General features: G+C 73.6%; 22 protein-coding genes and 3 pseudogenes. 15 read left to right on the forward strand and 10 right to left on the reverse strand.

Going from position 1 to position 26,326, the window contains the following annotated elements; all coding sequences use genetic code 11:
* Positions 1 to 183: 183 nt before the first annotated feature.
* On the forward strand, positions 184 to 1,185 hold the full coding sequence (locus tag OV079_RS20160; protein WP_267770462.1) for a hypothetical protein: 1,002 nt from the start codon (positions 184 to 186) through the stop codon (positions 1,183 to 1,185).
* A 438-nt stretch (positions 1,186 to 1,623) separates the two neighbouring features.
* Here the strand turns inward: OV079_RS20160 and OV079_RS20165 are convergent, their stop codons facing one another.
* Positions 1,624 to 2,124: an HIT family protein gene (locus tag OV079_RS20165; RefSeq protein WP_267770463.1), complete on the reverse strand. Its 501-nt coding sequence runs from the start codon at positions 2,122 to 2,124 to the stop codon at positions 1,624 to 1,626.
* Between the two features lie 215 nt (positions 2,125 to 2,339).
* Between OV079_RS20165 and OV079_RS58230 the strand changes: the two are divergent.
* The 3 genes and pseudogenes from OV079_RS58230 to OV079_RS20180 all read left to right on the forward strand — a co-directional run.
* Positions 2,340 to 2,714: pseudogene (locus OV079_RS58230) on the forward strand (formylglycine-generating enzyme family protein); the annotation flags it as partial.
* Positions 2,715 to 3,207: 493 nt separating this feature from the next.
* Complete coding sequence (locus OV079_RS20175) at positions 3,208 to 4,359, forward strand: outer membrane protein assembly factor BamB family protein (RefSeq protein WP_267770465.1); 1,152 nt, start codon at positions 3,208 to 3,210, stop codon at positions 4,357 to 4,359.
* 73 nt (positions 4,360 to 4,432) lie between these two features.
* Positions 4,433 to 5,473, forward strand: a complete 1,041-nt coding sequence (locus OV079_RS20180; protein WP_267770466.1) for a GAF domain-containing protein — start codon at positions 4,433 to 4,435, stop codon at positions 5,471 to 5,473.
* A gap of 148 nt (positions 5,474 to 5,621) precedes the next feature.
* On the opposite strand, the gene OV079_RS20185 is transcribed toward OV079_RS20180, so the two are convergent.
* Positions 5,622 to 6,125: a hypothetical protein gene (locus tag OV079_RS20185; RefSeq protein WP_267770467.1), complete on the reverse strand. Its 504-nt coding sequence runs from the start codon at positions 6,123 to 6,125 to the stop codon at positions 5,622 to 5,624.
* Positions 6,126 to 6,343: 218 nt separating this feature from the next.
* On the opposite strand from OV079_RS20185, the gene OV079_RS20190 reads away from it, so the two are divergent.
* A complete protein-coding gene (locus OV079_RS20190) occupies positions 6,344 to 6,694 on the forward strand; it encodes a hypothetical protein (protein WP_267770468.1) in 351 nt (116 codons plus the stop codon).
* Positions 6,695 to 6,859: 165 nt separating this feature from the next.
* Positions 6,860 to 7,840, forward strand: coding sequence for a hypothetical protein (locus OV079_RS20195; protein ID WP_267770469.1), 981 nt, complete (start codon positions 6,860 to 6,862; stop codon positions 7,838 to 7,840).
* A 59-nt stretch (positions 7,841 to 7,899) separates the two neighbouring features.
* Here the strand turns inward: OV079_RS20195 and OV079_RS20200 are convergent, their stop codons facing one another.
* Positions 7,900 to 9,012 (reverse strand): hypothetical protein, encoded by a 1,113-nt coding sequence (locus OV079_RS20200; protein ID WP_267770470.1) that lies wholly within the window; start codon positions 9,010 to 9,012, stop codon positions 7,900 to 7,902.
* A gap of 455 nt (positions 9,013 to 9,467) precedes the next feature.
* Here OV079_RS20200 and OV079_RS58235 point away from each other — a divergent pair.
* Positions 9,468 to 10,220, forward strand: a pseudogene (locus tag OV079_RS58235) (NAD(P)/FAD-dependent oxidoreductase); the annotation flags it as partial.
* A 163-nt stretch (positions 10,221 to 10,383) separates the two neighbouring features.
* A complete protein-coding gene (locus OV079_RS20205) occupies positions 10,384 to 11,457 on the forward strand; it encodes a hypothetical protein (RefSeq protein WP_267770471.1) in 1,074 nt (357 codons plus the stop codon).
* Here the strand turns inward: OV079_RS20205 and OV079_RS20210 are convergent.
* Positions 11,438 to 11,701, reverse strand: coding sequence for a VOC family protein (locus tag OV079_RS20210; RefSeq protein WP_267770472.1), 264 nt, complete (start codon positions 11,699 to 11,701; stop codon positions 11,438 to 11,440). The genes OV079_RS20205 and OV079_RS20210 overlap by 20 nt on opposite strands.
* Positions 11,702 to 12,388: 687 nt before the next feature.
* Between OV079_RS20210 and OV079_RS58240 the strand changes: the two are divergent.
* Positions 12,389 to 13,234 (forward strand): annotated as a pseudogene (locus tag OV079_RS58240) (serine/threonine-protein kinase); the annotation flags it as partial.
* An 85-nt stretch (positions 13,235 to 13,319) separates the two neighbouring features.
* Positions 13,320 to 15,437 (forward strand): tetratricopeptide repeat protein, encoded by a 2,118-nt coding sequence (locus OV079_RS20215; RefSeq protein ID WP_267770473.1) that lies wholly within the window; start codon positions 13,320 to 13,322, stop codon positions 15,435 to 15,437.
* A gap of 163 nt (positions 15,438 to 15,600) precedes the next feature.
* Here OV079_RS20215 and OV079_RS20220 read toward each other — a convergent pair whose 3' ends face one another.
* From OV079_RS20220 to OV079_RS20240, 5 genes are all read right to left on the reverse strand, one after another.
* Complete coding sequence (locus OV079_RS20220) at positions 15,601 to 16,461, reverse strand: sigma-70 family RNA polymerase sigma factor (RefSeq protein WP_267770474.1); 861 nt, start codon at positions 16,459 to 16,461, stop codon at positions 15,601 to 15,603.
* Between the two features lie 435 nt (positions 16,462 to 16,896).
* A complete protein-coding gene (locus OV079_RS20225; RefSeq protein WP_267778885.1) occupies positions 16,897 to 17,319 on the reverse strand; it encodes a hypothetical protein in 423 nt (140 codons plus the stop codon).
* Positions 17,277 to 17,984, reverse strand: a complete 708-nt coding sequence (locus tag OV079_RS20230) for a calcium-binding EGF-like domain-containing protein (RefSeq protein WP_267770475.1) — start codon at positions 17,982 to 17,984, stop codon at positions 17,277 to 17,279. The genes OV079_RS20225 and OV079_RS20230 overlap by 43 nt, the downstream gene beginning before the upstream one ends.
* A 58-nt stretch (positions 17,985 to 18,042) precedes the next feature.
* Positions 18,043 to 18,201: a hypothetical protein gene (locus OV079_RS20235; RefSeq protein WP_267770476.1), complete on the reverse strand. Its 159-nt coding sequence runs from the start codon at positions 18,199 to 18,201 to the stop codon at positions 18,043 to 18,045.
* 60 nt (positions 18,202 to 18,261) lie between these two features.
* A complete protein-coding gene (locus OV079_RS20240) occupies positions 18,262 to 18,852 on the reverse strand; it encodes a hypothetical protein (RefSeq protein ID WP_267770477.1) in 591 nt (196 codons plus the stop codon).
* A gap of 177 nt (positions 18,853 to 19,029) precedes the next feature.
* Between OV079_RS20240 and OV079_RS20245 the strand changes: the two genes are divergently transcribed.
* Both OV079_RS20245 and OV079_RS20250 read left to right on the forward strand, forming a co-directional pair.
* A complete protein-coding gene (locus tag OV079_RS20245; RefSeq protein ID WP_267770478.1) occupies positions 19,030 to 19,533 on the forward strand; it encodes an Lcl C-terminal domain-containing protein in 504 nt (167 codons plus the stop codon).
* Between the two features lie 74 nt (positions 19,534 to 19,607).
* Positions 19,608 to 20,111 carry a hypothetical protein gene (locus OV079_RS20250; protein ID WP_267770479.1) on the forward strand — a complete coding sequence of 168 codons (504 nt, stop codon included), beginning with the start codon at positions 19,608 to 19,610 and terminating at the stop codon, positions 20,109 to 20,111.
* 99 nt (positions 20,112 to 20,210) lie between these two features.
* Here OV079_RS20250 and OV079_RS20255 read toward each other — a convergent pair whose 3' ends face one another.
* Positions 20,211 to 20,951: a gamma carbonic anhydrase family protein gene (locus tag OV079_RS20255; RefSeq protein ID WP_267770480.1), complete on the reverse strand. Its 741-nt coding sequence runs from the start codon at positions 20,949 to 20,951 to the stop codon at positions 20,211 to 20,213.
* On the opposite strand from OV079_RS20255, the gene OV079_RS20260 reads away from it, so the two are divergent.
* The 3 genes from OV079_RS20260 to OV079_RS20270 all read left to right on the forward strand — a co-directional run bounded on the left by OV079_RS20260 (position 20,899) and on the right by OV079_RS20270 (position 26,185).
* The gene (locus OV079_RS20260; protein ID WP_267770481.1) at positions 20,899 to 22,080 is read left to right on the forward strand and encodes a hypothetical protein; all 1,182 of its coding nucleotides are present in this window, start codon (positions 20,899 to 20,901) and stop codon (positions 22,078 to 22,080) included. The two genes, OV079_RS20255 and OV079_RS20260, sit on opposite strands and share 53 nt — an antisense overlap.
* 139 nt (positions 22,081 to 22,219) lie before the next feature.
* A complete protein-coding gene (locus OV079_RS20265) occupies positions 22,220 to 24,616 on the forward strand; it encodes a Lon protease family protein (protein ID WP_267770482.1) in 2,397 nt (798 codons plus the stop codon).
* A gap of 567 nt (positions 24,617 to 25,183) precedes the next feature.
* Positions 25,184 to 26,185: a DUF2169 family type VI secretion system accessory protein gene (locus OV079_RS20270; RefSeq protein WP_267770483.1), complete on the forward strand. Its 1,002-nt coding sequence runs from the start codon at positions 25,184 to 25,186 to the stop codon at positions 26,183 to 26,185.
* The last annotated feature ends 141 nt before the right edge of the window (positions 26,186 to 26,326 follow it).

The following is a 26,326-nucleotide window of genomic DNA, read 5'->3' on the forward strand; positions in this document are numbered from 1 at the left end:
GTGCCACCAATCGAGCGCGGGCGCGCGCTCGCTACCACCGCCGCGTCCACCCCGACGTCTGCGCCCAATCATCGCACCCCGCGTCACCACGAATCCCCAGAATCCCCTGCGTTCGCGAATACCCATTCCACCCCGGCCCGCGCCCGCTATTCGCCGCCCCTCGAACGGGGCTATGCTCTCCGCGTGCGCCGACCTCCTCGCCGCTCGCCGACCCGCGCCGCCTGGTGCCTCGTGGTCCTCGCATGCGGCCCGGCGCGCGACGCCGGCGAGCGCCCCCTCGACGCTCCGCCGGCGCCGGAGCCCGCGAATCAACGTTCCGCGCCAGTTCCCGACCTCCCGCCCCGGCCCGCCGCGCGCAACGACGCGGCGGTCCACCACGACGACTTCGCCCGCCGCGTCCTCTACACCTGGACCACCGCGGCGCAGGTCGACGCCCTCCGCCGCTCGCGGCGCCTGCTCGTCGCCGACGGCGACGTCGGTGAGCGCTCGCCTTACCTCCGCGCGCTCGACCGCCTCCTCGACGTCCACCCGCTGGCCGCGATCCTCCGCGACCACCCCGGCCATCGCCGCCGCCGCTACGCCTGGACCAGCCCCTTCGCCACCGTCCTCGGCCTCGGCGAGCGCCGCTACGGCGACGCCCTCGTCCGCATCGACCTCGCCGAGGACGCCCTCGTGGTCGGCTTCCGCCCGCACGCCGCCGAGCCGTTTGTCCTCGAGGACATGTCCGGAGAGCCAGTCGACCTCGCCGTCGCCCTCGCCGAGCCCGGACGGATCGGCGCCGTCTATCACGTCCGCGACGGCCCCGACGACCCGATCGCCTTCCGCGAGTACGTCGTCTGCAACGAATCGCAGGTCGCCGCGTGGTCCGTCGCTACCCCGGACATCCGAGCCCGCCTCGACGCCGAGCTCGCCCTGCTCGAGTCGCTCCGCCGCGGCGACCTCGCCCACTTGCCCCCCGCTGCCCTGCGCGCCCCGGCCACCGCCGTGTGGCCCACCGCCCCGCGCGAGCCGACCCCGCTCGACCGCTGGCACGCCCGCCTCGCCTTCGACAACGAGCGCTATCGGCCCACGCCCGCCAACCTCGCCGCGGTCATCGCCGCCCTCCGCGGCTACGATCCCGCCGGCGAGCCGCTGGTCCACCGCCCGGAAGCGTCCTTCCCCGAGGCTCCGCTCGCGGCCCCGTAGCAGGCGCTCTCACCCGCCCGACCTCACCTTCCCCGAAGGTCAGGTCCCGCGAGCCTCGCTCCTTCGCTCTCCGACCTCGCGTCCACCGACGCAACCTGCCCCCAAGGTCAGGTAACCGCGAGCCGCGCTCTTTCGCTCGGCTCGCCCCTCCGACCTCGCGTCCACCGACCTAACCTGCCCCCAAGGTTAGGTCCCGCGAGCCCCGCTCGGCTCGCACCTCCTCACGTCCACCGACCCAACCTGCCCTCCAAGGTCAGGTCCCCGCGAGCCTCGCTCCTTCGCTCGGCCCGCGCCTCCGACCTCGCGTCCCCCGACCCGACCTGCCCCCAAGGTCAGGTTCCCGCGAGCCTCGCTCCTTCGCTCGGCTCGCGCCTCCGCCTCGCGCCCGCCGAAGCGACCTGCCCCGAAGGCCAGGCCTCGCGGGTCCCCTGCCTTCGCTCAGCTCGCGTCCCAGACCTCGCGGTAGCGGGCCTGCAGGGCCGCCCACTCCTCCGGCTCGCCGACGTAGATCCCCTCGCTCCACGAGAACACGTCGCTCGGCCGGTCGTCGGCCTCGTACAGCGGGATCACGTGGACGTGCAGGTGGCGCGACGTCTGCGTCATCTCGCCCGCGCTGCTGCCCGTCGACGCCACGTAGCAGCGACGCGGCCGCATCACCCGCTCGACCATCCGCGCCGCCTGGTGCGCCATCGCGTTGGCGCGGGCCCACAGGGCGGGCTCCACCTCCGCGAACGACGTCACGTGCGGCTTCGGGACCACCATCACGTGGCCCCAGCGGCGCACGTAGCGGGGCAGCATCACCAGCATCGTCGCGTCCTCGGCGATCGCATGGACCGCCCCCACCTCGCGGCGGACGATCGCGCACATCAGACACTCGGGCGCCCCGCCCTCGGCCTCGATGCGTCGCAGCGCCTCGTCGCGTGAAATCAGCGTCGGCATGACCGGTTGCGCCGCGAGTATCCCACAGCGCCCGGCCGCCGACGCCCCACCGACCCCGCGCATTCCCGCTGCCCGCGTGACCTTCGGGCCGCGCCCCTGCGCGCGCCCCGTGATAGCGTCCTCGCATGACCCGTCGCTGGCTCGGCCTGGTCGCGCTCCTCGCCTGCACCCCGCACGAGCACGCGCGCGAGCCGCAGAGCCCGTGCGCCGAGGGCATGGTCCTCGTCGAAGACGGCAGACCCGGCCCCGGGCAGGTCGGCCGCTTCTGCATCGACCTCACCGAGGTCACCACCGCCGCCTACGGCGCCTGCGTCCGCGCCGGCGCCTGCACCCCCACGGTCGTCGGCAACATCGCCGAGTGCAACCTGACCCGGGCCGACCGCGGCGACCACCCCGTCAATTGCGTCGACTTCGAGCAGGCCCGCGCCTATTGCAGCTGGCTCGGCAAGCGCGTGCCGAACGACGAGGAGTGGATGTACGCCGCCCGCGCGCGCGACGGCGGCGGCACCTGGCCGTGGGGCAACCTCCCGCTCGACCGCACCCGCGCGTGCATCCAGAGCGGCAGCACCTGTCCCGTGGGACAGCACCCCGCCGGCGCCAGCCCCGAGGGCGTGCAGGACCTCGCCGGCGACGTCACCGAGTGGACCCTCCGCGGCGAGTTCCCGCGCCTGCGCGGCGGCAGCTGGCGCGAGGAGCCCCGCCTCGACTTCGTCCAGGACCCGCCCTACGGCCCCGAGGCGACCTCCGGCGTGCGCTGCGTCGTCGCCCCCTTCACGGCAGTCGACCCGGTCGACCTCGACGTCTGGACCCCTTACGTGCCCGCCAAGGTCGAGCTGCCGGTGCTCGCCGCACCCGCGCCGCGGCACGCCCCCGAGCGCCCGCTGGCCAACCTCGCCATCGTGCGCCGCCACGAGACCCGGCAAGGCGCCGCCCGCTGGTGGCCGGTCGGCGACGACTGGCTCGCCGGCGTCGACGACGGCAAGCCCGACGACCTCGGCCTCGGCGGCGCCCTCGAGCGCCGCCCTGCCCGAGGGCCTGCGCGACTTCATCCCCGTCCGCAGCCTCGGCACCGACCTCCTGCTCATGCGCGGCGGCTGGTCCAGCACCCTGCGGTTCGTCGCCGTCGAGCGCGGCACCTCCAGGATCCGCTGGCAGATCCCGTTCGCCAACTACGGCTCGACCTACGAGCAGTTCGTCGCCCCGCGCACCTTCGTCGCCGAGATCTACGGCCAGCAGGTCGACGCGATCGTCGGCTTCGGCCTCGCCGACGGCCGCGAGCTGTGGCGCCTCCGCGGCGGCGAGCAGGAGCCGTTCACCCGCGCCAGTCGCACGTGGACCGACGGCGAGCGCGGCTACGTCCGCGGCGACCGCGGCCTGCTCGCCTTCGACCCGACCACCGGCGCGATCCTCTGGTCCGGCGTCGCCGTCGGCGAGGGCTGCGGCGTCGTCACCGGCGACGGCGCCCTGATCGTCGAGGCGCCCGGGCCCGACGGTCACCGCCGGCTCGACCCGGCCACCGGCGCCGAGCTCGGGCGGATCGCCGGCGGCGCCGCGCGCTGCGTGTGGGGCGTCGACCCGAACGACGGCGGCGCCGCGCCGGCTGTCCTCGAGGACAGCCGCCTGTTCGCCTTCGACGTCCCCGACCGCCGCGGCAAGGTCGAGCTGCGGGCGCGCGACGCGGTCAGCGGTCGCGAGCTGTGGCGGCGCGACGGCCTCGAACCCGACGTGCTGCTGGCCGACCACGACGCTGTCTACGTCAGGCGCGCGTGGGACATCCTCGTCGGCCTGGACGCGGCCACCGGCGCGCCGCAGGTCGAGATCTCGCTGGCCGGCGGGTTCGATCTCAGCCTGCTCGCCGGCGGCGGTCCGCGGGGACCGCTGCTGCTCGCCGTCGGTCACACCGGGACTACCTGGCTGCTCGGGCGTGGCGAACAACCGTCCGCCCGCGAGGCGTACACCGTCCGCGGTCGGCTCGTCCCCGACGGCGTGTCGCGCAAGCGGGTCCGGAACGTCCCCGTATGGGTCGGCGACAAGCTGGTGCGCAGCGACGCGGCCGGCGGCTTCAGCGCCAAGGGAATTGCCTACGGCGCGATCGAGGTCGCGGTCGACGAAACCAAGGGCCCCGGTACGCCGGGCGGGTCGACTGTCCGCTTCGACGCGGTCCCCGTCGTCCTGAACGGCGCCGGCACCTACGACGTAGGCGACGTCACCCTGTATCCCTGGTACACCGAATGAGCGCGTTCGCTCATGTCGGCGGATCGCCTGCAGAATTCGCCGCTAAGCCCCGGTGTGATACAGGGTAGAGGCGATGGTGGACGAGAAGCGACAGGACCTCGCGCCCGAGCGGGAGGCCGCGCTGCAGCGGCATGAGCAGCTGCTTTTGCGCGTGGCCCAGAGCGACGCGATCGACGCCGGCGACCTCGATCGTGCGCTGGCGGTGCTGACGGAAGCCGCCGCCGAGGGCCTGCAGCTGGGGCGCTCGTCGGTGTGGATCTACACCGCCGACCAGGCCGCCATGGAGTGCCTCGACCTCTACCTCCGCGGGTCGCACGAGCACCACACCGACCCGGTGCAGCAGCTCGACGCCGGCCTGTTCCCGTCCTACTTCCGCGCCCTCGCCGACGCGCGCACCCTCGTCGTCGCCGACGTCCACGACCACCCGGCCACCCGCGAGCTCGCGCGCGACTACCTCGGCCCGCTCGGCGTCGGCGCCCTGCTCGACGCCCCGATCCGCCGCCGCGGCCGCCTCGTCGGCGTCCTCTGCAACGAGCAGGTCGGCCCCGCGCGGCAGTTCACGCGCGACGAGCAGCTCTTCGCCGCCTCGCTGGCCGACACCGTCGCCCGCGCCCTCGACGCCGCCGACCGCCGCCGCGTCGAGGACGGCCTGGCCCACGCCAAGGCCGCGCTGGAGCAGCTCGACCGCGAGAACCGGGCCCTCATCACCCGCCTGCGCCGCAGCGTCGAGCGATTGTCCACACCTGTCCTCGAGGTCTGGAGCGACGTCCTCGCCCTGCCGATCATCGGCATCCTCGGCGAGGAGCGCAGCGCCCAGATGACCGAGCGCCTGCTCGGCGAGCTCGCGCGCACGCGGGCGCGCCACGTCATCCTCGACCTCACCGGCCTCGACGACTGCGACGAGCAGACCGCCGCCGCCATCGGCATCATGGCCCGCGCGGTCGCCCTGCTCGGCGCCGAGTGCGTCCTCTGCGGCGTGCGCCCCGACCTCGCCCGCGCCTTCGTCGACCTCGACCTCGACCTCCGCGGCATGCGGATCCTCCGCGACATGCGCCACGCCCTGCAGGACGTCGTCACCCGCCGCGCCGCCCAGGCCCGTCCGACCGCCACCTGATCGTTCAGGCATGTCTCCGAAGACATGTCCGATCGGTCCGGCGACCCGCCTCCGCGCTCGGCCCGGGACCCGCCGCGCCCGCTCGTGCAGCACCCATCGGACATGTCTACCAGGACATGTCCGATAGGCCCGCAGGATCGCCGGCGGGTCAGCCCTCCCAGTAGCAATAGCCCGACTGGCACTCCATCCCGTCGGGACAGACCTGCCCGCCCGCGCAGTACAGCGCGCAGCCGTTGGCGCCGCTGCCGAGGATCGCCGCGCACACCGGCACCGCGGTGCCGGTGGCCGGCGGGGCAAAGCAGTCGCACACGTCGACGCAGTTGCGGATCCCGCACACATTGAAGCCGCCGCTGGTGGGCGCGAGGCACAGCAGCTCGCCGTCGGTGCCGCTCGCCTGCCAGCCGCAGCCGGCCAGGTTGCCGGGCGCACACTCGCCCCAATCGCCGATCGCGTGGGCGTCACAGCCGTCGTCAACCGTCGAACCCTCGCCGGCGGTGGTCGTGGTCGTGGTCGTCGTCGTCGAGGCGGTCCCGCTCGTGGTCGTCGTCGACGAGGACTGCGACACCGCGGTGTCGGTCGGCTCCCCGACCTGGCCCTGGCAGGCGAACGACAGCGACAGCAGGAGCGAGGCGGCGCGACGCGAGACGAACATCGCCGCGATCCTACCTGGAGTCGCCGCCGGCGACGCGCGACCCGCCTCGGACCTCGCACCGGCCGTGCTCGCCCCGCGCCGGGCCCCTGTCGCCGCGATCACAGGCCCCGCGAACGCCGATGCACCCCCGCAGGACCGCCCGCCTCGCGCGCGATCGCCCGCAGCCGCCGGCCCGATCGCCGGTGGAGCCGGGCCACCCGTCGCCCAGAAACGCCCGCATGCATTACTTCGTCCGCACCGCCCTCCTCCTCGCGGTCCTCGGCGCGCCGAACCCCGCCCGCGCCGACGACGAGGACGACGAGTACCTGACCGGCAACAACCACGGCCGCATCGACCTGATCCACCTCGACAGCGCCGTCCAGGGCCGGGGCCCGTGCGTGCAGATGAAGCCGTCGATCCCCGGCAAGTCGGCCTGGGCCTGCCTGTGGCGCAACAACCCGCTCTACCCCGAGCTCCTCGGCCTGCTGCAGAGCGCCTTCATCGCCGGCAAGCGCTGCATCGTCTACTGGAGCGCGGTCGACAACAAGAGCCACAAGACCATCGACCGCGTCGAGTGCTGGCGCACCTGAACGCCCCCCTGCGGGCCCGTTGCGACATGTCTAGAAGGACATGCCCATGTGAACATGTCTCTTAAAACATGCAATCAATTCGCTGGAGGCCACGGTCGCCGTGGGAGCTTCGCCCACCCGCGACCGCGACGCCGTGTCTCGGCGAAAACGGATAGACTCCGCCGCATGCATATCCGTCCCCTGGCAGCCGCCGTCGCGGCGTGCCTGGTCGTATCCCTCGTCGCATTCCCCGCCACGGCCGCCCCGGCCGGCGACGCGGCCGACCCGTTCGCCGCCGACGCCACCGCCCCGTCGAACGCCGTCCCGCCGCCCGCCGAGCCCGCCCCGGCCGAGCCGCCTGCCCCGGCCGAGACAGACTGGTCGGCTTACGTCGACCGCCCGGTCATCCTCACCATCGGCGGCCGCGAGATGCGGGGTCGCGTGCTCGGCCACGACGCCGGCACCGTCGCCTTCAAGGAGCCCAACGGGGCGATCTCCGACCTGGCGAAGGCCGACATCACCGCGGTGCGCATCGACGAGGTCACCCGCCGCAGCGACCCCTCCCTCGACGACGCGCCGTCGCGCCGCTCCCAGCTCGCCCGGGCCGAGCGCCGGGCCGAGCGCGCCGCGGCCGAGGACGGCAGCTTCCACGATCGCGGCGTTTACTTGCTGGTCTCGCCGGGCATCGTCGCCGTCCCGTTCCGCTCGCCGGGCACCGTGTTCTACCGCTGGGGCGCCAGCATCGGCGGCATCATCCCCGCGCAGAACTCGGCCTTCATCGGCGCCTACGGCTTCACCTTCGAGCACCTCTTCAATCAGCAGAGAGTCGACGGGCTGACCCCGAACTTGAACCCGCAGACGGAGCGCCTCCGCACCCACGTCTTTCGCGCGCTCGGCGAGGTCCGGCTCGGCAGCGGCAGCGACAAGCTGTTCGGCTACGTCCTGCTCGGCGCCGGCTTCGCGGTGATCCACGTCGCCAGCGACAAGTCGAACAGCAGCCTCGACAGCACCGGGGCCGCCTTCTCCGCCCCGATCGGCGCCGGCATCCAGGGCATGCTCGGCGACCACTTCCTCCTCGACTTCGAGCCGCGCGTGACCCTCGACATCGGCCGCGGCGGCGTCGCGGCGATGTTCGACGCCCGCCTCACTCTCGGCGCCAAGTTCTGACCGGCAGCGGCGCTCGCGTCACCTCTGGCGCGAGATCCCGACCGGCAGCGAGGCTCGGATCACCGCTGGCGCGAACGCTTGCCCCGCGGCAGCTCGTCGGCGGTCTCGGCGATCAGCCCGTCGCGGTCGAGCGACGCCGCGAGCAACCACTCCGGATGATCCGGCGCGACGTCGTCCTCGGTCCGGATCCGCGGCACCGGCACCGCCTCGCTGCGGTGGCTCACCATCCACGCGTTGCGGAACAGATCGCAGCACAGGTGCAGCAGCTCGCCCTCCTCGCGGAACGCGATCGGCGGCACCAACGGCTGCAGCGCGTCGATCGTGCCGTCGACCCCGACGAAGTCCTCGGGCTGGAAGAACACCGCGCCGGCGAAGTGGACCGGCCCCAGCCGCTCGCGCGAGAGCACGTGGATCCGGCCATCCTCGACCACGAACCGCGTCGGGTCGAGGAACAGCTCCTTGCCCAGCATCGTGATCGGCGCGGCGAAGATCCGCCGCAACGCCCACAGGCGGGCGCGGGCATACACCGCGATCACCTCCTCGTGCCGCGGCGCGTCCCAGTCCGCGGGGAACGCCGCCTCGAAGTCCGGCGAGGACGGAAAGCTCATGCCGGGCAGCGGCGCCTCGGGCTCGGGGCACAGCGCCGACTTGTTCAGCCGCGCGAACACCGGCTCGGGCGCCGGCGCCTGCTCGCGCAAGAACCCTGCGATCCACCCGCGCTCGCTCGCGCTGCGCACCAGCACCTGCGACCGGCACTGCCCGCGAAACGGCGCCCCGTCGATCGAGGCATTCAGCAGATCGAGCAACGCCAGCGCGGCGCCCTCGACCGGCGAGAACGCGGCCCGCAACGTCCGCAGGCGCCCCAGATCGGCCTGTTCCAGCGCCGCCAGCCCGCACGCCGGCGCCTCCTCGGCGAACACGAGCTCGAGCCGGCTCAACAGATGCGCCCGCCGATCGGCCATCAGCTCGTGCAGCCCGCGGGCGTCGCGACGACCGCCGACATGAAACGTCACCCCGACGGCGAAGCCGTCCGCCCACGCTTCGGCGTCGTCCGGATCGTCGAGGAGCCGCTCCGCGAGCGCCGCCGCCGTGCCGGTCACGCCCGCCCTCCTCGCAGCCCCTTGGGACATGTTCTTAAAAACATGTTTGATCGAGCATTCTCCAAAAGACATGTCTCTCCCGACATGCCCCTGGATGCGCCCGGCGCCCGCCGGCGCGCGGCGCCCTGGCCGCCGCGCCCTCGATCGAGCGCGCCTCGGCGTCGCGGGCCTCGGCTCGGCCAGCGGCGACCGTCCGGGCGCCCATCCTCACGACCGCGCCCGCCCTCGACCGCACCGATCTCGTGGCGGACCGGCTCGTGGTCGACCCGCGCGCGCGCTTCGCGGTCGCGGCCTCGCCGCCGGCGTCCACACCGGCCGCGGCGGCCGCTGGAGCGCCGATCGGCGCCGACACCCACGCGACGCGGCGAAGCATCTCCGCGCGAGGGTATCTCGACCAGCGAGCCGGGCGGAACACCATCGCCGCGCCTCGCCCGGCGATCGCCGACGTCTCGCCGCCGCTCACCGGCGCGAGAACGCACGCACCATGGGCCACGCCCTCCGCTATCCTCCTCCCCGCTCTCGCGCACATGTCCCAGGAACACTCTGATTCGTCGCTCCCCCCGCGCTTCGACGTCGTGATCGGCGGAGGCGGGCTCGCCGGCCAAGCCCTCGCGCGCCTGCTCCGGCGCGAGCTCCCCGAGGCCAGCGTCTGCGTCATCGAGCGCCAGCGGCGGCCGCTGCCCGTGGCCGCGCACAAGGTCGGCGAGTCCTCGGTCGAGCTGTCCTCGCACTTCTTCAGCGTCGTCCTCGGCCTCGACGCGTACCTGCGCGCCAAGCACTACCTCAAGAACGGCCTGCGCTTCTTTCCCGGCGGCGGCCACACCCACGCGCTCGAGGACCGCACCGAGATCGGTCCGCCCGAGCGGGCCAAGGTGCCCTCCTTCCAGCTCGACCGCGGCCGCCTCGAACAGGACCTTCGGGACATGAACGAAGAGGCAGGCGTCACCTCGATCGAGGGCTACGTCGTCAAGGACGTCGAGCTCGACGAGGGCGACGGCGACCACCTCGTCCGCTTCGAGGCCCACGGCGGCGGCGACCCGCGGACCGTGCGGGCCGGGTGGTTCGTCGACGCCACCGGCCGCCGCGGCCTGCTCCGCGGCAAGCTCGGCCTCACCCGCCCGAGCGGCCACCTCGCCCACGCCGCCTGGTGGCGCGTGCCCGGCCGCGTCGACGTCGCCGACCTCGTCCCCGCCGAAGCGACCGCGTGGCACCAGCGCGACCCGGAGCACATCCGCTGGTACTCGACCGTCCACTTCATGGGCCCTGGCTACTGGCTCTGGTACATCCCGCTGGCCCCCGGCGACGACGGTCAGGACCACACCTCGATCGGCATCGTCGTCCACGACGAGCTGCACCCGTTCGACACCGTCCGCACCCGCGAGCGCGCTCGCCTGGGTCGAGAAGCACGAGCCGCGCTGCTTCGCCCAGATCAAGGACCTGCCGATGGTCGACTTCCTGACCCTCAAGCACTACAGCCACGCGACCGCGCGCATGTTCTCGCCGCAGCGCTGGTCCCTGATCGGCGACGCCGGCGCCTTCCACGACCCCTTCTACTCGCCGGGCTCCGACTTCATCGCCCTCGCCGCCTCGTTCACCCTCGAGATCCTCAAGGCCCGCCTGCGCGGCGGCGACGTCGCCGAGGTCGCCGAGCGCTTCGACCGCCTCTACCTGCAGTTCTTCGACACCACCTGCGAGCTGTACCGCAAGGCCGCCCCGGTCTACGGCAGCCCGCGCGTGTTGCCGGCCAAGGTCTACTGGGACGACTTCGTCTACTGGTCGTTCGTCTGCCAGTACTTCTTCCGCGGCGTCTTCAAGCTGCCCGCCGACCAGCACGAGCGCTTCGAGCTGCTCGGCCGCGAGTTCGCGGCGCTGCAGTTCCGCGCCCAGAAGCTGCTGAGCGAGTGGGCCCGCCGGATCGACAACACCCCGCGCCCCGTCAACGTCGTCCTGCCGGTGATCCCGTCGCTGCTCGCCAGCCTCTACCTCGACCTCACGCGCGACATGAGCCCCGACGAGACCTACGCGTACATGCGCGACAAGCTGGCCCAGGCCGGCGAGATCCTCGGCGAGCTGGCCCTGCGCGCCCTCGCCGAGGTCGGTCCCGACCAGCGCGACGAGCTCGCCCGCGCCGTCGACCTCCCGAGCTGGCCGCAGCGCCCCCCGCCGACCGGCTCGCCTCCGAGGCCGAGGTCGGCGGCAAGCGCCGCCGCTCCCTCCCGCCGATCGTCCGCGACATGGAGCGCACCCTCGGCCGCGTCCCCGGCGAGCACGACGCCGCCGCCCTCGCAAGCCTGGTCGCCCGCGCCTACGCCCGCCCCGAGCAGGCCGCCGGGTAAAGACCTGCAAGCAAGGACATGTTCTTTGAAACATGTCCTTCGGGCCGAGCTGCGGCGCCCGCCGACAAGACCTCAAGAAAGGACATGTTCTTTAGAGCATGTCCTTCGATCCGAGCTACGGCGCCCGCCGAGCGAAGTCAGCGGCCCGTGGAGGCAGCGCCTCAGCCGCGCGACGCGGTGACCCGCGGGCAGCCGACCTCGACCAGGTAGCCCTCGGGGGCCCGGCAGTACGTGCGAGTGCTGCGGTTGTCGGTCTCGACGGGCGAGATCGGCAGGCCTGCCGCGGTCGCGCGGGCGTGCACCGCGTGGACGAGCGCGACGTCGTCGACGAGGAAGCCGACGTGGAACCCCTCGGGGTAAGCCACCGCCTCGCGCCGCTGCAGCACGAGGACGAAGCCGGCGCCGTCGCCGAGGATGGCGATCACCGGCGAGCGCCGGTTCGACTGCAGCTCGAGGCCGAAGATCTGTTCGAGAATCGACGCTGCGGGCGACGTCGGTGACCTGGAGGTCGAGATGATTCAAGCGCATGGTGAGCCTTCCGGGCGCGAAGCGCCCGAAACGGCCGTGGGAACTCACCCTCGCGGGGGAACATCGACCCGCAGGAGCGCGGGCTGACCGGGGCTCACCGAACCGGTCCACCTTTTTCGGCCGCGACGACTCTACCCGCTCCCATATCCTCCGCGCAAGGGTCGAGGCTGGCCCGCCCTGCGCGCGGCTCGGGGAGCATTTGCTCGCCGTCGTCGGGCGCGATCGCGGTCGCCCGCTCCGTGCTCGCGCTCGCCGACGTGCACCTCCGCCGTCGTCGCCGGCTTCACATGCCCGAAAGGACATGTCCGATCGCACCCGTGGTGCCGCCCTCCGGCGCCCCTCGTGCTCCGGTGCGCATACGTACGCCGTCGCCCGGTTCTACATGACCCAAGAGACATGTCCCGACCACCGCCTGCCGCCCCACCGTCGCTCACCCCGGGGTGACGCCGGGGGGACTCGAGCGGGCCTGACCCGAGGTCTCGGACCGGCGCCCGTCGTCGGGCCGAGCCCCGGGCGGACGTACTGGCCCTGCGCCCCACCGCCCTCGACCGCCTCGCGCCGCCTGAACTATCATCCGCCCCGCCTTGCCAGCGATCGCGCCACATCCCGACCCGGGTGCGACGACGGACCCCGGGCCGTGCCTCGACGAGACCGCGCTGGCCCAGTTCGTCGACGGCGCAGGCACGGACCTCTCCCGGGCCGCGGTCGAGCGCCACATCGACGGCTGTCGCGCCTGCTTCGAGCTCGTCACCCGCTACGCCCAGGCCTACCTGAGCCGCGGCAGCGGCGACGTCGACGACGGCGCCGACGCCCCGCCCCTGCTGCGCGGCGACTGCCTCGGGCGCTACGTCGTGCTCGACTGCATCGGCATGGGCAACATGGGCACCGTCTACTCCGCCTTCGACCCCGAGCTCGATCGCCGCGTCGCGCTCAAGCTGCTGCGCGTCCGCCCCGAGGCCGACGCCGGCTGGCGCGCGATCCAGCCGCGGCTGCTGCGGGAGGCGCGGGCGCTGGCCCAGCTCTCGCATCCCAACGTCGTCACCATCTACGACGTCGGCGCCCTGGCCCAGCGGGTGTTCATCGCCACCGAGCTCGTCGACGGCTGCACCCTCCGCCAGTGGCTCGCGCAGCGGCCCCGCGGGTGGCGCGAGATCGTCGACGTCTTCCTCGCCGCCGGCGAGGGCCTCGCCGCCGCGCACGCGGCCGGCATCGTCCACCGCGACTTCAAGCCCGACAACGTCCTGGTCGGCGCCGACGGCCGCGTCCGCGTCGCCGACTTCGGCATGGCGCGCGTCTTCTCGGCCGACAACGCCAGCGCCGTCGCGGCCGACGATCCCGACGTCCTCGCCGTCACCGGCGCGCTGCTCGGCACCCCGGCCTACATGGCCCCCGAGCAGCTCGACGGCCGCCCCGCCGACGCGCGCAGCGATCAGTTCAGCTTGCGTCGCCCTCTACGAGGCGGTCTGCGGGGTCCGGCCGTTCCCCGGGCGCACGCTGACCGAGCTGGCCGATCACGTGCGCCGCGGCGACCTGCGCCCCGCGCCGCCCGATCGCGTCCTGCCGGCCTGGCTGGCGGCGATCCTCGCCCGCGGCCTCGAGGTCCAGCCGGCCGCGCGTCACCCCGACATGCGGGCCCTGCTCGCCGCGCTGCGGGCCACGCCTCGCCGCCGCGCGCGTCGACGCCTGCTCGCCGCCGGCCTGCTCGCGCTCGTGGCCACGGCCGCCGGCGGCTACGTGGTCGCCCGGCAGCGCGCCCCCGAGCCGTGGTCGCAGCTGTGCAGCGGGGCGCAGGACAAGCTGCGCGGCGTCTGGGACGCGCCGACCCGCCAGACCGCCCAGGCCGCCTTCGCCGCCACCCGGGCCCCCTACGCCGCCGCCGCCTGGGCCTCGGTCGCCCCGCTCCTCGACGGCCACGCCGCCGCCTGGGCCGCCGCCTACACCGAGAACTGCCTGGCCACGCGGGCCCGCGGCGAGCAATCCGAGGCCGTCATGGACCTGCGCGTCGCCTGTCTCGAGCGCCGCCTCGACGAGCTCGGCGCCCTCACCGGCGTCCTCGTCACCGCCGACGCCGACGTCGTCCTCGCCGCCCCGGCCATGGCCCACGCGCTCGGCGGCCTGCAGACCTGCGGCGACATCGAGGCCCTCCAGGCCCGCGGCCGCCCCGATCCCGGGCGCCCCGAAGCAGCCGCGCTGCAGGCCGAGATCGCCAGGGCTCGCGCCCTCCGCCGCGCCGGCAAGCTGTCGCAGGCCCGCAGCCAGGCCGAGGCCGCCCTCTCCCGGGCCCGCGAGCTCGAGCTCGGCTGGCCCGTCGCCGAGGCGGGGGTCGAGGTCGGCCGGGCCCAGGCCGAGCTCGCGGAGGACCTCGCGGCCGCCGAGCAGACCCTCGCCGACGCCGTCTGGGCCGCCGAGGCGGGCGGCGACGTCGAGGCCGCCGCCGACGGGTGGATCGAGCTCGTCCACGTCCGCCGCGCGCGGGCCGAGTACCCGGCGGCCGAGGAGGCGGCCCGGCGCGCCGACGCGGCGGTGCATCGCCTGGCCGACGCCGCCCGCGCCGCGCAGCTCGCCGTCCGCGTCGGTCAGCTCCACAGCGCGCGCGGCCAGTACGACCCGGCGCTCGCCAGCTACCGCGCCGCGCTGGCCGGCTTCGAAGCGCTGGGCCCCGCCTACGAGGCCGACGTCGCGCGGGCCCACAGCGACATCGGCGTCGGCCTGCAGCGCCAGGGTCGTCACGATGAAGCCCTCGCCTCGCTCCACCGCGCCGCCGAGGCCCTGGAGCGCGTGTTCGGCCCCGATCACCCCGACGTCGCCGTCGTGCGCAACAACATCGGCGCGACTCTCAGTCGCCTCGGCCGGCGCAGCGAGGCCGTCGCCCTGTTCCGCCAGGTCCTCGCCACGCGCGAGCGGACCTTCGGGCGCGGCCACCCGCGCACCCTCACCGCGCTGCAGAACATCGCCACGGTCCAGGGCGAGCTCGGCGAGCACGGCGAGGCCCACGATCTGCTGCGCCAGGCGCTGGCGATCCAGGAGCGCACGCTCGGGCCGGAGCACCCCGACATCGGCCTCACCCTCAGCAACCTCGCCATCACCCTGCGCGCCCTCGACGCCCACGACCAGGCCCGCGCCCTGCTCGAGCGCGGCGTTCGCATCCAGGAGCGCGGCCTCGGGTCCGAGCACCCGGCCCTCGCCACCACGCTCATCGCTCTCGGCGGCGAGCAGATGCACGCCGGCGACCTCGACACCGCGCTGGCCTCGTACACCCGGGCCCTGGCGATCCGCACCAAGCACTTCGGCCCCGAGCACGAGCTCGTCGGCCGGGCCCAGAAGCGCCTCGGCGACTGTCAGCAGCGCCTGGGCCGGACCGACGACGCGATCGCCAGCTTCGAGCGCGCCCTCGCCATCCTCACCCGCGGCGCCGACCCGTTCGGCCCGCTGGAGGCGCAGATGTCCCTGGCGCGGACCCTGTGGGCGCGCCCCGCCGAGCGGGCCCGGGCGGCCCGGATGATGGCCGCCACCCGCGAGCAGCTGCGCACGATGAAGGACCCGAGCCCGCAGCTGCGCGACTCGGTCGACAGCTGGTTCGCGGCCCACCCCGAGGCCCTCACGCTCACCCGGACCGCCGCGACGGCGCCCTGACCGGGCGGCCCTCGGATGTCCTCGCGGACATTATCGTAAGGACATGCCCTTTGAAACATGTCCATTAGACCGCGATTGATGACACCGCCGACGCGGCGAGCGCCCGACCTCGCGTCCTCGGGATGACATGTCTATCGAGACATGTCCTTCAAGCCACCCGCCCTCACCCCGACAGCAGCCGCTGCACGCTCACCTCGAGCATGCTGTCGATGAGCCGCATGATGCTCGCGTACTCGCCCTCGCTCAGGTGGAGCCGGCCGCGCAGCTGCTCGCGCGTGCCTGTCAGCAGCTCCTCGCGGCTGCGGGCGATCCACCGCGCCGCGGTCGCCCGATGCACCCCCTGCAGCGCCCCGATCTGGTCGATGCTCAGGCGCTCCACCAGGTGCTGGCGCAGCGTGTTGCGCGAGCGCGGGTCGAGCTCGGCCAGCGCCGCCGCGAACGCCTCGCGGAACGCCTCGCGGTAGTGCCGCTTGAGGTAATCGAGCTCGGGGTCGGTCGTCGTCGCCAGCTCCTCGAGGTTCTCGGCCGGCTCCCCCGTGTCGGCGACGATCCGCCGCGCCTGCGCGCGCTCGAGGTCGATGCCCGCGCGCACCACCGTCACGCGGACCCACGCCCGCAGCCCGCCCTGCCCGCTGAACTCGGCCAGCCGCGGCGGCAGCTCCCCGCGCGGCGCCAGCAGCTTCTCGAGCACCAGCTGGACCATGTCGTCGGCCGCCGGCCCGTCGCGGCGCGAGCGGACCGCCGCCGCCACGCTGACCCGCACGAACCGCTCGGTGAACGCAGCGATCGCCCGACGGTCGCCGTGGACGCACGCGCAGGCGAGATAGAGGTCCTCGATCGCCATCGCCTCGAGCGCCGCCATCCGATCGCCCTCGCCCGGCACCCGCGCCTCGAGGTGCGCCTGGAACGTCGCCGGCGCCACCTCGAGGCCGGGCCAGGCCGCCGCCCCGCGGCTCACCGCGCGCGCGAGCGCGGCCGCGAGCGAGCGCGCGTCGGCAGGCGGACTGGACGGAGGCGTGGACACGGCGCAGTCGGCATCCTGCCACAACTCCGCCGCTCCGGGAGCACGGCGACCGCCCCGCTCGTGTCCTCCCTGACCGCTGACTCCTTCCTGGTGCGCTCGCCGACCTCGCCGCGCCGGTCACGGCTCGATCACCTCGGTCGTGTAGCCGCCGTCGCCGCGCCGAGCATCCGCCGTCACGCTCCTGGTCGACTCGCCGGCCTCGCCGCTCCGGTCATGGTTCGACCTTTTCGAGCGCGTGGCCGTCGCTGCCCCGACCCCGGCACGACGACCTCGATCGTGGCGCCGCCGTCGCTGCGTGGACCGTCCCCGTCGCGCTCCTGGTCGACTCGCCGGCCGCGCCGGTCGCCGCTCGACGACCTCGCTCGTCGAGCCACCGCCGCTGCATCGACCGTCGCCGTCACGCTCCTGGTGCGCTCGCCGGCCACGCCGCCGCCGTCACTGCTTGACGACCTCGATCGTGTAGTTGCCGTTGCTGGCGCCGATGTTGCGGGCGACGATGAAGAACACCCCCGGCTGGGTGGTGATGATCGCGCTCTCCGCCTGACCGACGCCGAACATGTTCACCGTGCCGAACTCCGACGCGTCGGCCTGGTAGAAGTCGAGCTGGATGTCGTCGTCCGGGTCGGGCGTGGCGATCACCGCGTAGTCGCCGGCGATGGCGATGTTGACCAGGAACAGGTCGGCGTCGGTCTTCGTCTGGAACGTGCGCGACACCTTGTCACCGGCCTGCAGCACCTCGTCGTCCTTGTCCGCGCCGAACGTCATGTCGCCCGCGCACGCGTACTGGTCGACCCCCACCTGCACGCACAGGCCGGTCACTCCTGCGCGCCGCAGTCGTTGGCGACGTTCTGCGAGCACGGCACCGTGCACATGTCGAACCCGCCGACCAGGCACAGCCCGCTCGCGCACTCCTCTCCGGCCTCGCAGCTCTCGCCGAACTGCTTGCTGCCGTTGCACGTGAAGCCGTCGCCGGTGAAGCCGTCCTCGCAGGTACACTTGTAGCCGCCGTCCTGATTGGTGCAGGACGCGTTCGGGCTGCACATGTCGAGGTCTTCGTTGCACTCGTCGACGTCCGAGCAGACAAAGCCGTTGCCCTTGTAGCCCTCGTTGCAGGCGCAGTCGTAGCCGCCCGGCGTGTTGGAGCACGTCGCGTCCACGGCGCAGTCGTTCTTGCCCGCGCACTCGTCGACGTCGGAGCAGGTCTGCCCGTCGCCCTCGAAGCCCTCGTCGCAGACGCACGTGTCGCCGCGGCAGCTCGCGTTCTCGCCGCAGGCGTCGCACGGATCGACCGCGTCGGTGGTGCTGCTGCTGGTCGTCGGGTCTTCGGGCGTCCCCGTGGTGGTGTCGTCGCCCGTCGTGGTGTCGGCGCCCGTCGTGGTCTGCGGCGAGGTCTCGCTGGTCGGCCCGGGGTCGGTCGCGGTGACGCCGGCCGTGGCGGTGAGGGGGTCGCTGCCGCTGTCGCCGCAAGCGGCCAGGGCGAGGGCGAACAGAGAAGTCGAAAGAGTGCGCGATGCGGGATTCATCTCGCAGAAGAAGGACGAGCCCTTTCCGCCCAGGTCGCACGCAGCCCGCCGACAATTTTCAGCCCTTCTTCATCTGCGGAATCCCGCGCAGCCCGCCCCCGACCTCGCCCGTCGAGGCGTCGCGCTCGAAGCCGTCGCCGCTCGCGACCTCGGCGCCCCGCGCCGGCCCGCTCTCCGCCGAGCTTCGACCCCCGCGACACACAGCGCTCGAGGACATGCCCCAAAGCACATGCCCCGATGCACATGCCCCCAGGCACATGCCCTCGAGGCCAGCCGCTCACCGCACGAAATTGAGATGATAGTGCGGCGTGCTCGTGCGGCTCTCGTCGACCACCGCGATCCCGCGGGCCTTCGCCAGCTTCTTGAGGACCGCCCGCTCGCGCTTGTCGAGGTCGAGGCAGCGGACGTCGACCGCCCCCTCGCGCAGGTGCTTCGACACGTAATCACCGGCCGCCACCTGGGTGCGGATCACCGCCGTCAGGGCCGCCAGCGCCGCCGTGCGTCCGGCCTCGCGCGCCTTCGCGTACGCCTCCGCGACCGCCCTGGCCGCCGACTTGTTGGCGTAGTTGCGGACCACGTCGTCGCCGCGCTCGAGGTTGCGGAGCATCAGCTCCGCCTGCACCTCGGGCCGCCGCGTGCCGTCGGTGATCACCAGCGGCTTGCCGGTCGCCCGCCGGAACGCCGCCGCCAGCTCGGCCAGCCGCGCCTCGATCGCCGGCGGCACCTCCACCCCCGGCGCCCGCGAGTAATCGCCGCTCGCCTCGTCCGTCGACCCCTCGCTCGCGCGCACGACCTCGCCCGCCGCCGCCTCGCCGCTCGCGGGTTCGCCCGTCAGGGCCCAGAGCAGCGCGATCCATGTGCCGGCCATCCCCGCGACCATACCTCACCTGGCGACCTGCCCCGCCGCCCCGCGCCCGCAAGACCACCACGTCGTCTCTCCGACCGCTCACCTCTCCTGGCGCCGCCCGCGAGCCGCCCCCACGTCGCGCGCTTTCGCGCTGTCGTCGCCTTGTTGAATCCGCCCCGACCTGTTTACCCTGCCCTCGTGATCGCGCGATCGCTCCTCGTCCTCGCCCTCCTGGCCGCCTGCGGCTCCGAAGCGGCCAAGACCGCCCCCGCCCCGGCCGCCGAGCCACCCGCCAAGGCGGCCGAGCCGCCCGCCAAGGCCGAGCCGTTCGCCGAGCCCAAGATGAACCCGCCGGCCCCGCCCGCGGGCGCCGCCCTGCTGCCCGACCGCAAGAAGCCGATCTACGTCCAGCGCTGCGACGCCCAGCACGCCTGCCCCGACAAGCTGCAGCCCGCCGGCGAGACGCACTGCCGCGACCTCGAGCTCGGCGGCTTCAAGCACTGGCGCCTGCCCGACCGCGACGAGGTCAAGCGCTTCGGCGAGATCGCCGACCTCGAGCAGGCGGAGGGCTTCCACTGGACCCGCACCGCCTTCGCCGAGGACGCCGCGCAGGCCTGGATCGTCGACCCGAAGTCGGGCCAGGAGACCACCATCCCGCGCGACCGCAAGCCGTTCCGCGTCCGCTGCGTGTTCGAGCCGTGACCGCCGGGCCGCCGCCCTGGGGGCGCTTCGCGCGGCGTTCGAGCCGCGCGCCCGGGCCTGCTATCGTCGCCGGCGTGCGCCGCCTCGCCGTCGTCCTCGTCCTCGCCGCCTGTCGCCCGCCGTCGCTGCCGGCGGTGACCGACGGCGACACCGGAGGCCAGGCCACGACGCCCGGCACCGGCAGCTCGAGCACCACCGGCTGCATGCAGAGCGGCGACTGCGAGACCGACGCGATCTGCGTCGCCGACTACGGCCGGACCACCGGCGAGCTCGGCGGGGAGCGCGGCCCGGCCGAGTGCGCCGACGAGAGCGCGTGCATCGGCGCGCTCGACCTCGGCCGCTGGTGCTTCGATCATCAGTCCTGCTGCGGCGACCTGCGCTGCCGCACCGCCGACGGCATCTGCGAGCCGCCGGACCTCGGGGTCACGACGGGCGACACCACCACCACGACCGGCGACACCACCACCACGACCGGCGACACCACCACCACGACCGGCGACACCACCACCACGACCGGCGACACCACCACCACCGGCACGACGGGCTCGACCTCGAGCAGCTCGACGACCACGGGTTGACGCCGCGAGGATCGACCTCGCGCCTTGCGACCGGCGCACGCGAGTTCGCGGGCGGGCGACCTCAGATCGGCTCGCCGGCCGCGCGCCCGGCGCTCGGCCTCAACCGACGCGATAATTATGGGCCAGGCGCACGTACTTGTGCGCCAGGCCACGGTGCATCGCCTCGTCGGCGGCCGTCAGCGTGCGGATCACCTTGCCGGGGGCCCCGAGCACGAGCGAGTGCGGCGGCACCACGGTGCCCGCGGTGACCAGCGCGCCGGCGCCGACGATCGAGCCCTCGCCGATCACCGCGCCGTCGAGGATGGTGGCCTGGATCCCGACCAGCGTGCCGCCGCCGATCCGGCAGCCGTGGACGACCGCTCGGTGGCCGATCACGACCTCTTCGGCCACGAAGGTCGGATCGTTGTCGCCGAGGTGGACCACCGTGCCGTCCTGCACATTGCTGCGCTCGCGGATCTCGACGCGGTTCACGTCGCCGCGCAGGACGCAGCCGTACCAGACGCTCACGTCGTCGGCGAGCAGCACGTCGCCGATCACGGCCGCGCCTGCGGCAATCCTGACGCGCCGACCCACCTCGGGCGCGCGGTCGAGATAGCGCTCGACGATGGCCCCGGGAAAGCGGGCCCGCAGGGCGCTGGCGCGGTCCTCGGCCGCCGCGGCACCCGCCGGCGGAGCTTCCACGCACACCACGGAATCCACCACTGTTCGCGACGCCATGACGGCCCGGAGTCTACCCCTCTCGCTCGAGGGCTTGCCATCCCCGCGTACGATCGCGTAGAAAAGCCCCGTGGCAGCGTCGACGCGATCCAAACCCGCCAAAAAGGCCACCAGCAAGGCCACGGCCGCCAAGAGCACCAGCGCCAAGAAGGCCAGCGCCAAGGTAGCGCCCAAGAAGGCTCCCGCCGCGGCCAAGAAGGTCGCCGCCGCGAAGCCCGCCGAGAAGCCGGCCAAGGCGGCCAAGCCCGCCAAGGTCGCCGCCAAGGCAGCCCCGGCCAAGCCCGCCAAGCCCGCCAAGGCGGTCGAGGAGCCGAAGAAGGCCGCCAAGGCCAAGCCCGCCAAGGTCGAGGCCAAGGCCAAGGTGCCGGCCAAGGCCGCCAAGGCCAAGCCGGCCGAGGTCGCCAAGCCCGCGCGCAAGCCGGCCAAGGCCCGTGAGCCCGAGTTCGAGGACGAGGACGAGGTCGAAGCCGAGGTCGAGGTCGACGAGGAGATCGACGAGGTCGAGGCCGAGGGCGACGGCGAGGATGAAGGCGCCGACATCGAGGACGAGGGCGCCGGCGACGGCAACGAGCTCGACGAGGCCGCGCTGACCCGCGCCACCCCCGCCGCGCCCGCTGCGCCGCTGTCCCCGCTCACGCTTCAGCCCGCCGTCCCGCCGGCCGAGCGCAAGAAGAGCGTCCTGGAGATCGCCGAGGAGGACGACGAGTTCGACGACGAGCCGCCGCCGCCCAGCCTCGAGAACCTGGGCGGCCTGCTGCAGCGGATCCACCACCTCGCCCAGTTCGGCACCGAGGTCGAGATCCGCGAGGAGCTGCCGCCGCTGGTCGAGCTGCTCGAGCAGATCGAGGACCCGGCCGTGCTGCCGCGCCTGCTCGACCTGCTCGAGGACAACGACCCGCACGGGGTCTACTGGAACATCCTCTACGTCCTCGAGAAGTTCGACCAGTACCTCGCCGTGCTCCTGGGCGGCCTGCCCTCGCTCTACCACCGCGCGCCGGAGTGGGCCTACACCTGCGTGATCCGGATCCTCCGCACCCGCGGCGACGAGGACGATTGCACCGCGCAGTTCGAGCAGATCATCAACAACGGTCCGGCCGAGACCCGCACGCTGATGCTGCAGATCCTCCGCGAGCTCAGCGAGCACCCCGAGACCGACGCCGACCAGCGGCAGAACATCGCCCGCACGATCACCGCGATCGGCGGCGACCTCCCCGTCGCCGACAAGGCACCCGAGCCGGCGCCGGCGAGCTGAGATGCCGTCGCGCTCCCGCCCGAGCCCCAAGTCGCCCCGCCCCCGCTCCGGTCGCGCCCCTCGTGGCGCGACGGACGCGGGTGCGTCGACGTCCGCCACCGTCCGGCTGAGCCCGCCTGCCGCCGCGGCCGACCCGGTCGTGACCCGCCAGGTCTCTCCGCTCGGCCCCGAGCAGTGCACCGTCACCGTCCGCGAGGACGCGCTGCCCGAGGGCCCGTCCGAGCTCGTGCTCGACCTGCGGATCGCCCCGCAGAACCGCGCCGCCATGGCCCTCCGCCGCGGCCTGGCCGAGCGCGCCCCCGGCTTCAACGTCGCCGTCGTCGGCCGCCGCGGCACCGGCCGCACCTTCACCGCGGTCGCCCTCGCCCGCGAGGAGGCCCGCCGCCGCCCCGCCCCGCGCGACCTCGTCCTGCTCGTCAACCCTCGCTGGCCTTTGGAACCTGTCCCTGCGTTCCTGCCCGCAGGAGCAGGTCCGGCCTTCGTCCGCGCGATGGAGGAGCTGCACGCCCGCCTCGAGGCCGCCGTCCACGAGGTGTTCGAGGGCCGCGTCCGCCACCGGCTGCAGGTCGAGATCCACCGCGAGCAGAGCGCGGCCGAGCGCAAGATCCACGACCAGCTGAGCAAGATCGCCGCCGAGCACGGCCTCGGCCTGGTCGCCGGCGACGACGGCTTCGACTTCGTCCCGCTCGAGGACGAGGACGAGGACGAGACCCCCGGCGCCGACAAGGCCGCCGCGAGCGACCCCGCGAGCGACCCCGAGGACAGCGAGGCCGAGGCCCGGCTCAACCGCCAGGTGCTCGACGCGATCGAGGCCGTGCGCCCGCACGTCGAGGAGACCCAGCGCCAGCTCGCGCTGCTCGAGGCGGAGATCCAGCAGACCCTGCTGCAGCGCCAGCGCGCCGCCCTGCGCAACAACATCGCCGCCAGCTTCGCCGCCGTGCCCGAGCGCGCCTTGCCGACCGATCAGGTGCGCAAGTACAGCCAGCGGCTGCACGAGCACCTGCAGCAGGTCTACCACCTCGAGGAGGGCCACCACCTGCCGCTGACGAGCGTGCCGCTGCCGCCCGGTCTGGTCGTGCCGACGCTGCTCGTCACCAGCCGCCCCGACGACGTCGCGCCGATCATCCACGCGCAGAACGTCACCCTCTCGGGCCTGTTCGGCCGCGTCGTCGCCGGCTCGAACGACAGCCGCTACCCCGAGCCCGGCACGATCCTCGCGGGCGACCTGCACCGCGCCAACGGCGGCTTTCTCATCATCGACGCCGAGGCGCTGGTCAAGCGCGAGGCCGTCTACGAGCACCTCAAGGCCTGCCTGCTCGCGCGCGCGATCCAGCCGCACGAGGAGGACGAGGGCCCGAGCCTGCGGATCCAGCCGGTCGAGCTCGACGTCAAGGTCGTGCTGGTCGCCGACCCCGACCTGATCCATCAGCTGCAGGAGCTCGACCCCGAGTTCAGCCGCCTGTTCAAGATCAGGGCCGACTTCGAGGACGACATGTCCTTCGAGGAAGGTCTGCGCGTGTACCCGGGCGTGGCCGCCTGGCTGGCCTCGAACCGCGGCCTGTCCCGCTGCTCGCGCAGCGCCGTCGCCTTCCTGATGCAGTACGGCGCCCGCCTGGCCGAGGACCAGCACCGCCTCACCACCAACCTCGGCCTGCTCAGCGACCTCATCACCGAGGCCACCTCGCTGGCCAAGGACGCCGACGAGCTGACCGAGGAGCACCTGCGCGCCGCGTTCCGCTTAATGCAGGACCGCCAGGGGCAGATGCGCGACCGCCTGCTCGACCTCCACCGCTACGGCCTCATCCGCGTCGAGGTCTCGGGTCACAGCGTCGGCCAGATCAACGGCCTCGCCGTCGTCAGCGACGGCTTCCAGTCGGTCGGCCGCCCCAGCCGCGTCACCGCGGTCACCTACGCCGGCAGCCACGGCCCGCTCAACATCGAGCGCGAGGTCGAGATGTCGGGCCCGATCCACAGCAAGGGCGTGCTGATCCTGAGCGGCTACCTTCACGACCGCTTCGCCCGCGACTTCCCGCTCAGCTTCGGCGCCTCGGTGGTGTTCGAGCAGACCTACACCCCGATCGAGGGCGACTCGGCCTCCACCGCCGAGCTGTTCGCCATCCTCTCGAGCCTGTCGGGCCTGCCCGCGCGCCAGGACATCGGCGTCACCGGCAGCGTCGACCAGCGCGGCCGCGTCCTCCCGGTCGGCGGCGTCAACGAGAAGATCGAGGGCTTCTTCGAGGTCTGCCGCGCCCACGCCCTGACCGGCACCCAGGGCGTCGTCATCCCCGAGAGCAACGTCCGCAACCTCGTGCTCGGCGAGGACGTGCTCGAGGCGATCGCCCAGGGCCGCTTCTTCATCTGGCCGATCAGCACCGTCGAGGAGGGCGTCGAGCTCATCCTCGGCGAACCCGCCGGTACCCCCACCGAGCCCGAAGACGACGCCGCCGCCTTCCGCTACCCCGAGCGCACCGTCTACGGCCGCGTCGAGCGGCGAATCGCCCGCCTGCGCCAGCTCGCCTCCCCGCCGCGCGGCTGAGCGCGGGGGCCCGAGCCCGCGGCGCGGACATGTCCCGAAGGACATCCGCACCATCGCCCGGCCTCCTCGCCCGCGCCGCGGCCGGTTGAGCATGTCCCGAAGGACATTCGTACCATCGCGCGCCCTCCTCACCTGCGCCTCGGCCGGTTGAGCATGTCCCAAAGGACATTCGCACCATCGCTCGGCCTCCTCACCCGCGCCCTGGCCGGTTGAGCATGTCCCAAAGGGCATTCGCCAAGCCTCGCGGTCCTGCCCGCTTCCTCGCGAGGAGCGGCCGACCAGGAATGCCGCGCGAGTCACTGCGATGAATCCGACGCGCCGAGTCGCTACAATCATCGTCAATCGCCATAGCGCTCACTTCCCCGCGCATGACCGCGGTCGCGCGACCATGACGCGCACCTTACATATCGACAGTCCCCCGGCGCCCCCGGCGTGCGCGCCCGATCCCCCGATCCGCCGCCGCGCAGCAGCGCCCGTACGCCCGCGAACCAGCCCAGAGCAGCGTTACGCTGGCCTCGGGCGAACTCGCCCGCGAATCGCCGCCCGGCCGTGCTACCCTGCGCTGGCATGTGGGCTCTGGACAATCGCACCAGCTACGCCGCGGCCCGCAACTGGGCGCGCGACAAGGACGGCGTGCATTGGTGGATCGTCGCCGTCAAGGCCAGCTTCGATATAAGCCCGCAGGGCCGCGCCGTCCTGTCCGACGTGCAGCCTCCGCCCGTGCTCGCCCCCGAGTACTTCGGCGACCCGGGCGCGTCGAGCCTGCGCCTCGACTCCGACCTCCTGGCGCCCAAGCCCGGCGTCGACGTCCTGGCGGTCGCCCACGCCCACGCCCCCGGCGGCCGGCCGGCGGCCACCGTCCCCGTCAGCCTGCGCGTCGGCGCGCTGGTCAAGCATTTGCGGGTCCACGGTGAGCGCACCTACGATTCGCTCGGCGTCGGCCTGTCCGCCCCGGAGCGATTCACCACACACCCCATTCGCTACGAATACGCGTTCGGCGGCTTCGACACCGCCGATCCCGATCCCGCCCGCCAGCGGATGGACGCTCGCAACCCGATCGGCCGCGGCTTCGTGCGCCGGTCGCTGACGCGCGCCGGCCAGCCCGCGCACCAGGTCGAATATCCCGACGGCGACCCCGAAGCCCGCGGCCCCGCAGGCTTCGGCCCCATCGACCCGTCCTGGTCGCCGCGGCGCGAGCTCGCCGGCACCTACGACGCCCGCTGGGAGCAGACCCGGCGTCCGCTCCTGCCCGCCGACTACGACCCTGAGTTCGCCATGAGCGCCCCCGCCGACCAGCGCGCCCACGGACCCGTCCTCGGCGAGCGCGTCGAGCTGCTCAACATGACCCCCGAGGGCCTCCTCCGCGTCGAAGTCCCGCGCCTCGCCCTCGCCTTCACCACCCGCTTCGGCGCACGCCGACAGGAGCAGCCCTCGCAATTGACCGCGCTGATCCTCGAGCCGGAGGAGCGACGCCTGTCGCTCGTGTGGCAGAGCTGCCTGCGCGTGACGGCCCTCGACGCCGACTACCTCGACGTCACGGAGATCCGCGAGCAACGAGGTGCGGCGTGAACCCCATCGGCAATCTCCGCACGCGCACGCGATCCGACCGCGTGACGCGCTCGGCATTTCCCGTCAGCCATCCCATCGGCGCCCGCGCTCCCGACCTCCGCACGCGCACGCGACTCGGCCTCGTGACGCGCCCGTCGCCTC

The sequence above is a fragment of the Nannocystis pusilla genome (assembly GCF_026626665.1).
GTDB lineage: Bacteria > Myxococcota_A > Polyangia > Nannocystales > Nannocystaceae > Nannocystis > Nannocystis pusilla.

Excerpts from the sequence above, each read along its gene's own strand:
- OV079_RS20165 (WP_267770463.1), bottom strand. The coding sequence starts at position 2,124 with ATGCCGACGCTGATTTCACGCGACGAGGCGCTGCGACGCATCGAGGCC.
- OV079_RS20175 (WP_267770465.1), top strand. The coding sequence starts at position 3,208 with ATGCGCGGCGGCTGGTCCAGCACCCTGCGGTTCGTCGCCGTCGAGCGC.
- OV079_RS20180 (WP_267770466.1), top strand. The coding sequence starts at position 4,433 with ATGGTGGACGAGAAGCGACAGGACCTCGCGCCCGAGCGGGAGGCCGCG.
- OV079_RS20185 (WP_267770467.1), bottom strand. The coding sequence starts at position 6,125 with ATGTTCGTCTCGCGTCGCGCCGCCTCGCTCCTGCTGTCGCTGTCGTTC.
- OV079_RS20190 (WP_267770468.1), top strand. The coding sequence starts at position 6,344 with ATGCATTACTTCGTCCGCACCGCCCTCCTCCTCGCGGTCCTCGGCGCG.
- OV079_RS20195 (WP_267770469.1), top strand. The coding sequence starts at position 6,860 with ATGCATATCCGTCCCCTGGCAGCCGCCGTCGCGGCGTGCCTGGTCGTA.
- OV079_RS20200 (WP_267770470.1), bottom strand. The coding sequence starts at position 9,012 with ATGTCTTTTGGAGAATGCTCGATCAAACATGTTTTTAAGAACATGTCC.
- OV079_RS20205 (WP_267770471.1), top strand. The coding sequence starts at position 10,384 with ATGGTCGACTTCCTGACCCTCAAGCACTACAGCCACGCGACCGCGCGC.
- OV079_RS20230 (WP_267770475.1), bottom strand. The coding sequence starts at position 17,984 with ATGAATCCCGCATCGCGCACTCTTTCGACTTCTCTGTTCGCCCTCGCC.
- OV079_RS20235 (WP_267770476.1), bottom strand. The coding sequence starts at position 18,201 with ATGTCCTCGAGCGCTGTGTGTCGCGGGGGTCGAAGCTCGGCGGAGAGC.
- OV079_RS20240 (WP_267770477.1), bottom strand. The coding sequence starts at position 18,852 with ATGGCCGGCACATGGATCGCGCTGCTCTGGGCCCTGACGGGCGAACCC.
- OV079_RS20270 (WP_267770483.1), top strand. The coding sequence starts at position 25,184 with ATGTGGGCTCTGGACAATCGCACCAGCTACGCCGCGGCCCGCAACTGG.